The organism is uncultured Nitrospira sp. (assembly GCA_902500695.1).
Lineage (GTDB): Bacteria > Nitrospirota > Nitrospiria > Nitrospirales > UBA8639 > Nitrospira_E.
The window spans coordinates 1-5,184 of the sequence record CABVRQ010000085.1 but is presented as its reverse complement, the minus strand read 5'-3'; the positions used below and the strand labels follow the sequence as shown (position 1 = coordinate 5,184).

General features: G+C 51.0%; 6 protein-coding genes. 2 read left to right on the top strand and 4 right to left on the bottom strand.

Annotation, left to right across the window (positions count from 1 at the left end; genetic code table 11):
• Nucleotides 1-259 (top strand): hypothetical protein (locus tag AAH187_RS16230; RefSeq protein ID WP_342349522.1); only part of this gene is annotated, 259 nt, incomplete at its 5' end.
• Here AAH187_RS16230 and AAH187_RS16225 read toward each other — a convergent pair.
• A complete protein-coding gene (locus tag AAH187_RS16225) occupies nt 256-1,005 on the bottom strand; it encodes a 4'-phosphopantetheinyl transferase superfamily protein (protein ID WP_342349521.1) in 750 nt (249 codons plus the stop codon). The genes AAH187_RS16230 and AAH187_RS16225 overlap by 4 nt on opposite strands.
• 259 nt (nt 1,006-1,264) lie before the next feature.
• Here AAH187_RS16225 and AAH187_RS16220 point away from each other — a divergent pair, with 259 nt between their 5' ends.
• Nucleotides 1,265-1,675 (top strand): rhodanese-like domain-containing protein, encoded by a 411-nt coding sequence (locus AAH187_RS16220; RefSeq protein ID WP_342349520.1) that lies wholly within the window; start codon nt 1,265-1,267, stop codon nt 1,673-1,675.
• 165 nt (nt 1,676-1,840) lie between these two features.
• Here the strand turns inward: AAH187_RS16220 and AAH187_RS16215 are convergent, their stop codons facing one another.
• The 3 genes from AAH187_RS16215 to AAH187_RS16205 all read right to left on the bottom strand — a co-directional run.
• Nucleotides 1,841-2,695, bottom strand: a complete 855-nt coding sequence (locus tag AAH187_RS16215; RefSeq protein ID WP_342349519.1) for an oxygenase MpaB family protein — start codon at nt 2,693-2,695, stop codon at nt 1,841-1,843.
• A 60-nt stretch (nt 2,696-2,755) separates the two neighbouring features.
• Complete coding sequence (locus AAH187_RS16210; RefSeq protein ID WP_342349518.1) at nt 2,756-3,682, bottom strand: M28 family peptidase; 927 nt, start codon at nt 3,680-3,682, stop codon at nt 2,756-2,758.
• Between the two features lie 484 nt (nt 3,683-4,166).
• A partial coding sequence (locus tag AAH187_RS16205; RefSeq protein WP_342349517.1) for a methyltransferase occupies nt 4,167-5,184 on the bottom strand: 1,018 nt, incomplete at its 5' end.

The following is a 5,184-nucleotide window of genomic DNA, read 5'->3' as shown; positions in this document are numbered from 1 at the left end:
AAATTCAGAGTCCTCCGACGATTCGTCTTTGGGACTTCAAATCGCGAGTGGAGCCTTATCGATTTTGTATACGCCCGTCAAAGTGGTCTATGCCGGCGTGGGTGGGTTATTTGGAGGTTTTGTCTATCTGGTGACCGCAGGGAATGAACGGGCGGCTCAATCAGTGTGGGATGCCAGTCTCAAAGGCACATACTGGCTCACCCCGGACCATTTACAAGGCAACGAACCTGTTCGCTTTAAGGGAGAAGCAACGCATTAATCTTTCCAATCCCAAAACAACACTTCAACTGAAGGGCATGCCACGGCTAGCGCCCCGATGTGGGATTGGCCGGGATTGATGCGAATGAGTGAACAGTCGTTTTCCCGGGTCGGTTCATTCCTTGACAGGACTGTGGCCTTCAGTCCGTCCGCATCGAGTGTGATTTCACATTGAGCCATTCCACCTGATAATCCCATCCCCCGCATTTTGAGATACGCTTCCTTGCAGGTCCAGTAGCTCAAAAATTCTTGCATTCGCTTGTCAGGTGAAAGGGTGGCAAGGTACGCCGCCTCTCGTAGAGAAAAATACCGGGCGGCGATGTCCTGGTCGGGGAGTGTCCGGTCTCTTTTTTCCACATCGATCCCTACTGCGTTCTCAACGGTGAAGGCTAGTAACGCCATTCCATCTGTATGAGAAACATTAAATTGTATTGACGGGCTGGATGCTTCGATCATTGTGGGTTTGCCTTGTATGTTGTTCTCTAGCCGAAGGGCAGCAGGGGGTATGCCGACATAGTGGCTGAGCAATCTTCGAAGAATACCCCTGGTTGAAATAAATAGATATTGGTGGTGTGGGAATCGATACCGTTCTGCTCTGCTTCGTTCATCTTCGGAAAGGTGGGTGCGATAGAGAGCGGCTTGTACGGGTGTCGTATCCAGGTGAATCCGCCACACATGGACCACGTCTGGCGACAGGGATCGAAACACGTCAAGTGTGGGACTGGTCCAGGGGGTAGAAGTCAACATGGATTTCGGTTGAATTGTATCGGATGGACGGTCGACCTGAAACCCTTTGAGCCTTCTCTGTGCAAGTTTCGATGATGGCTGTATTCCACGTTCCTATTTTTCGGCAACTTTACTTATACTGCTAACCTCTGCAGGAAAATGAGAGTGGAAATTAGGTATCCTTGTAGCGTTCTCGAGAGATCAAACGCTTACCATACCTGAATGGCTTGTCCAGATGACTGCCAGGATCCTATGTTCCTATTCCAAATCCAAGTATGGCATGACTAAATTACCATGGTTTTTTGATTTTGTGGTGTTTGTTCTACTTGTCTCATGTTCGGAGAAAGGCCGGTCAGATATGACCTCAGAGCAACTGTTAGCCTCAATCGAAACACGCACGGCCCCGGTGATCGTGGATGTCCGCTCGCAAAGTGAATACGATTCCGGGCATGTACCCGGTGCCGTGCATCTGCCCTTTTACGCCATTTGGAACCGTCATAAAGAGGCAAGCGCCACACCGGAAGACCCGATCGTCGTATATTGCGAGCATGGTCCGAGAGCGTGGATTGGCAAATTCGCTTTCTGGACGGTGGGGTATAAAAATATTGTTTACCTGGACGGTCACATGTCAGGCTGGAAACAGCGAGGCATGCCCATGGCAAACCGCGCCGATAAACCGAATAAGTATTAAGAAACCTACCCCACCTTATAGTTAAACCCACCCGCAGGACTCTATGTTCACGATTAAATCTCCAATTTGTGAATGAATTGGCCTATGAGAAGAACGGCTATATTATCGCGTTTGCGTGGTCATCCTTCACGTGGATAAGAGTTAGCCAGCCTAGCTTCCCTATTTTCATTTTTCTTTCCTTTCCTCCGGGGGACCCAGTTGTTCGATCACATAACCGTGAGGATGTGAGGGATGAACCATCTCCGTCCGCAGCCGGGGATGCCGTCGAGGGGGAAGCCACCGCAACACACCGGCTCGCAGCTTCAAAAGTGAGGGTACCGCCCATTGCATAAATCTAGAGGGTTCAGGAAAGCCAAACGCTTTAAGGAGGGACGGCTCCAGCAAGGCATAGATAGCCGAGCGGACCAGCGGGGCCAGCAATCTTGGAAACCATCCCACGAACAGATTGACGGTGGCCGTTCCGGTACGGTGGTTTGAGGGAGCATACCGGATATGTTGCCGTTCAAACTCGATATTGAATCGCTCGAAGGTCTGGTAATCCTCCGGAATATCTTTGATATGCATTTCTTGTCCGACAATTCGCCAGAAGTGGAATAGGCCGAGGCGTTCCTGTTCGCACATGGTTCTCCAACCATAGCGCTGATTCCACCGGATAGGTTCGAAGAGAAACGTGGAAAGAACATAGAGAAAGTTTTCGTTGGTGATGCTGAATCGTCCGTGCAGCTGGTTGATGCGCAGGATAGCTCGCCGGCCACGCTCGCTGCTGTATCCCCATTCCAACAATTCGCTGACCAGGATGTCTGTTTCGTCATAGCGTTTTTGAGTTCGTTGCCGAAGCTCCCCGGTTCGATCAAGGAGGCCGGAAATACTCGGCACGCAGAAGGTGCGAAATAAGGCAATTTCCAATGCGCGGGTTGTGTCAAAAGAAAATTCGTAACAGGTCGAGAGAAAGACGATGCGCTCATGATCCTTTTGGGGATTGAGGGTTTTGATTTCCTTAAGAATCGTATTCCGAGCCATTAGCAATGTTTCCGTCTTATCTATGGAGGAGTGAAACCCGGTTCCCCGGCACCACGTTCTTCAAGGTTGGTTAGCCACTTCCCTAATAACTTGTTGCAGCCCGGAGACCACACGAGCGAGATGGTCATAGTGAATATGATCAGGGGTGTCGTTGGCCGTATGGTAAAACGGGTCACGAAACAGAGCGGTATCCGTGACCATGAGGGCTGGGAATCCTTCTTGCCAGAATGCCCAGTGATCGGACCAGCCCACTCCGGGCATCCATTCGAACAAGACGGCGCCTTCTGAGGGAAACTGGCTATGCTGTCGAAAGGCACCAATCGCCCGGTGTACCCAATCCCTGTTCGAAAGATTGCTCACAAACCCGATGAAATTTCCTCTTGACGGATACATGAGACTGAGCGGCGGTGGGTAACGTTGGCTGTCCGGTGCCTCAGTGTAGTAGCCAATGGTTTCGAGGCTGACCATGAGAACAATCCGTTCATCCCGCTCACGGCTGCGCCGCGCATACACCAGGCTTCCCATGTTTGGTGTTTGAAAAAACGGTGGTTCTTCGTTGGCGAATGCCACAAATTTGAGGGTGCGGGAAACCGGTGATTGGGCGAACTGCCTGGCCAGGGCCAACACCGCGGCGACTCCGGTGCCGTTATCATTTGCGCCGGGACTTCCTTTGACGGAATCATAGTGCGCGCCAATGACCAGGATGTCCTCACGTCGATCCGTGCCGCGTACCTCAGCTTCGATATTTTCACAGATTTTTCCGGAAACGTCGAATTGTTGGCGGTGGACATCATATCCGGCCGCTTCGAATTCAGCGCGAATGTATGCCGCTGCGAGCAGGAGTTTGTCGTAGTGAAAGAGGTTGCGCTCTCCGATTTGCCTGCCAAGCATGTCTACGTGCCTGTGGAGTTCCTGCTCCAGAGCACGTAATTCGTCGGTTGCCAATGGTAGTGTCTCTTGATGACTGCTTCCCGGCATCCAAATCATTCCGTACCATCCTCCTGCACACAGAAAGATAAACATTCCTGTCACAATGAGCCACTGTGAGGGGCTTACGTTTTTCCTACGGTTTCTCATAATCCGGAACGACGCATTCCTCCCCCTTGAATCCGCCGAACAGGTGGAATGTGATATGGCATTCTGATGGATTGGCGGAATAGAATCATGTGATGAAAGAGCAATCGGATCGCCAGCAAATCGTCACAACCTTTGTGTTGCTAGGGTTTGTGTGTGCCACCGGGATGGCCGGATGGACCTGGGATGAGTTTAATGAAAGGGTTATGAGGTGATGCAGAAACATCGGACCCAGCGATGATTTGAAGATCGGTCACTGCAGCTATCGGATTGTGTTACTCAAGAATCCTACGATTTTTATGAACGGGAGTGATTGGCTTCATCAAGTTCCCTATCTCGTGTTCCGTGAGGGATATCCTTACATTTAATCCGAAGAGAGCCAGAAAATAGGCGTATCTTATTTGATGCCTACTACCATGGAATCGGGCCCGATCAAATGTTCCACCCGGGTTTCGCCAAATCCGGCTTCCAGCAGCCACGCGGTGCAATCCGCACCCGTATAGTCAAATCCCCCTGGCAACTCGATCAACATATTCAAACTCATCAGGAGACCAAAGGCATTTGAGCGACGCTCATCGTCGATCAACGACTCGAAGATGATCAGGGCGCCGTTTGGTGGCAATGCGTCATACGCTTTGCCGATCAACATTTTCTTATCTTCCAAATTCCAGTCGTGGAGAATATGGCCCATTGAGAGCACTTCGGCTTTTGGAAGGGGATCTGTAAAGAAATTTCCTGGATGAAATCGCAAGCGGGTGGAAAGGTCGAAAGATTTGACATAGTCCTCAAAAACCGGTCCCGTGGCAGCTAAGTCAAAACCTCCGCCCGTGATATGTTCATGCGCCAGCGCCACCTGCACCGCTAATCCGCCTTGAGCGGATCCGACATCAATGAAGGTTTGATATTGTTTCCAGGGAAATTGAGCGGCGATCTTTCTATTGGCTCCCATGCTTAATCCGGTCATGGAACTTAAAAACGCTTGAAGCCGCTGAGGATCGCGGTACAAATCTTCAAAAAAGTTTTTGCCGTCTTTGACTTCATTCTGCGGCAGGCCGGTCCGCAATCCTTCGGTCAGGTTTCCCCAATATTGGTAAAGACGGGAATTGACCATCTCCAGCCAGCCTCCCACATAGGTGGGTTTGGCTTGATCCAAGAACAGATCTGTCTCTGATGTATTGAAATACTGCCCATTACGCCGATCCAACATGCCAAGCGCGACAAGCGCATCAAAAAAATCCCTCGCACTGCGTGAATGAAGCCCGAGCCGAGCCTGCAGGGCCTGGGCGTCAAGCGGCTGTTTGGCCAGCTCGGAAAAGACGCCGAGTTCTACGGCGCTTAACAGTGTCTTGGAGCCCCAAAAGGCCATTCCCAATTGCATGATTCGATCCGGTGTCAACTCTTCTGCCATCTCTGTA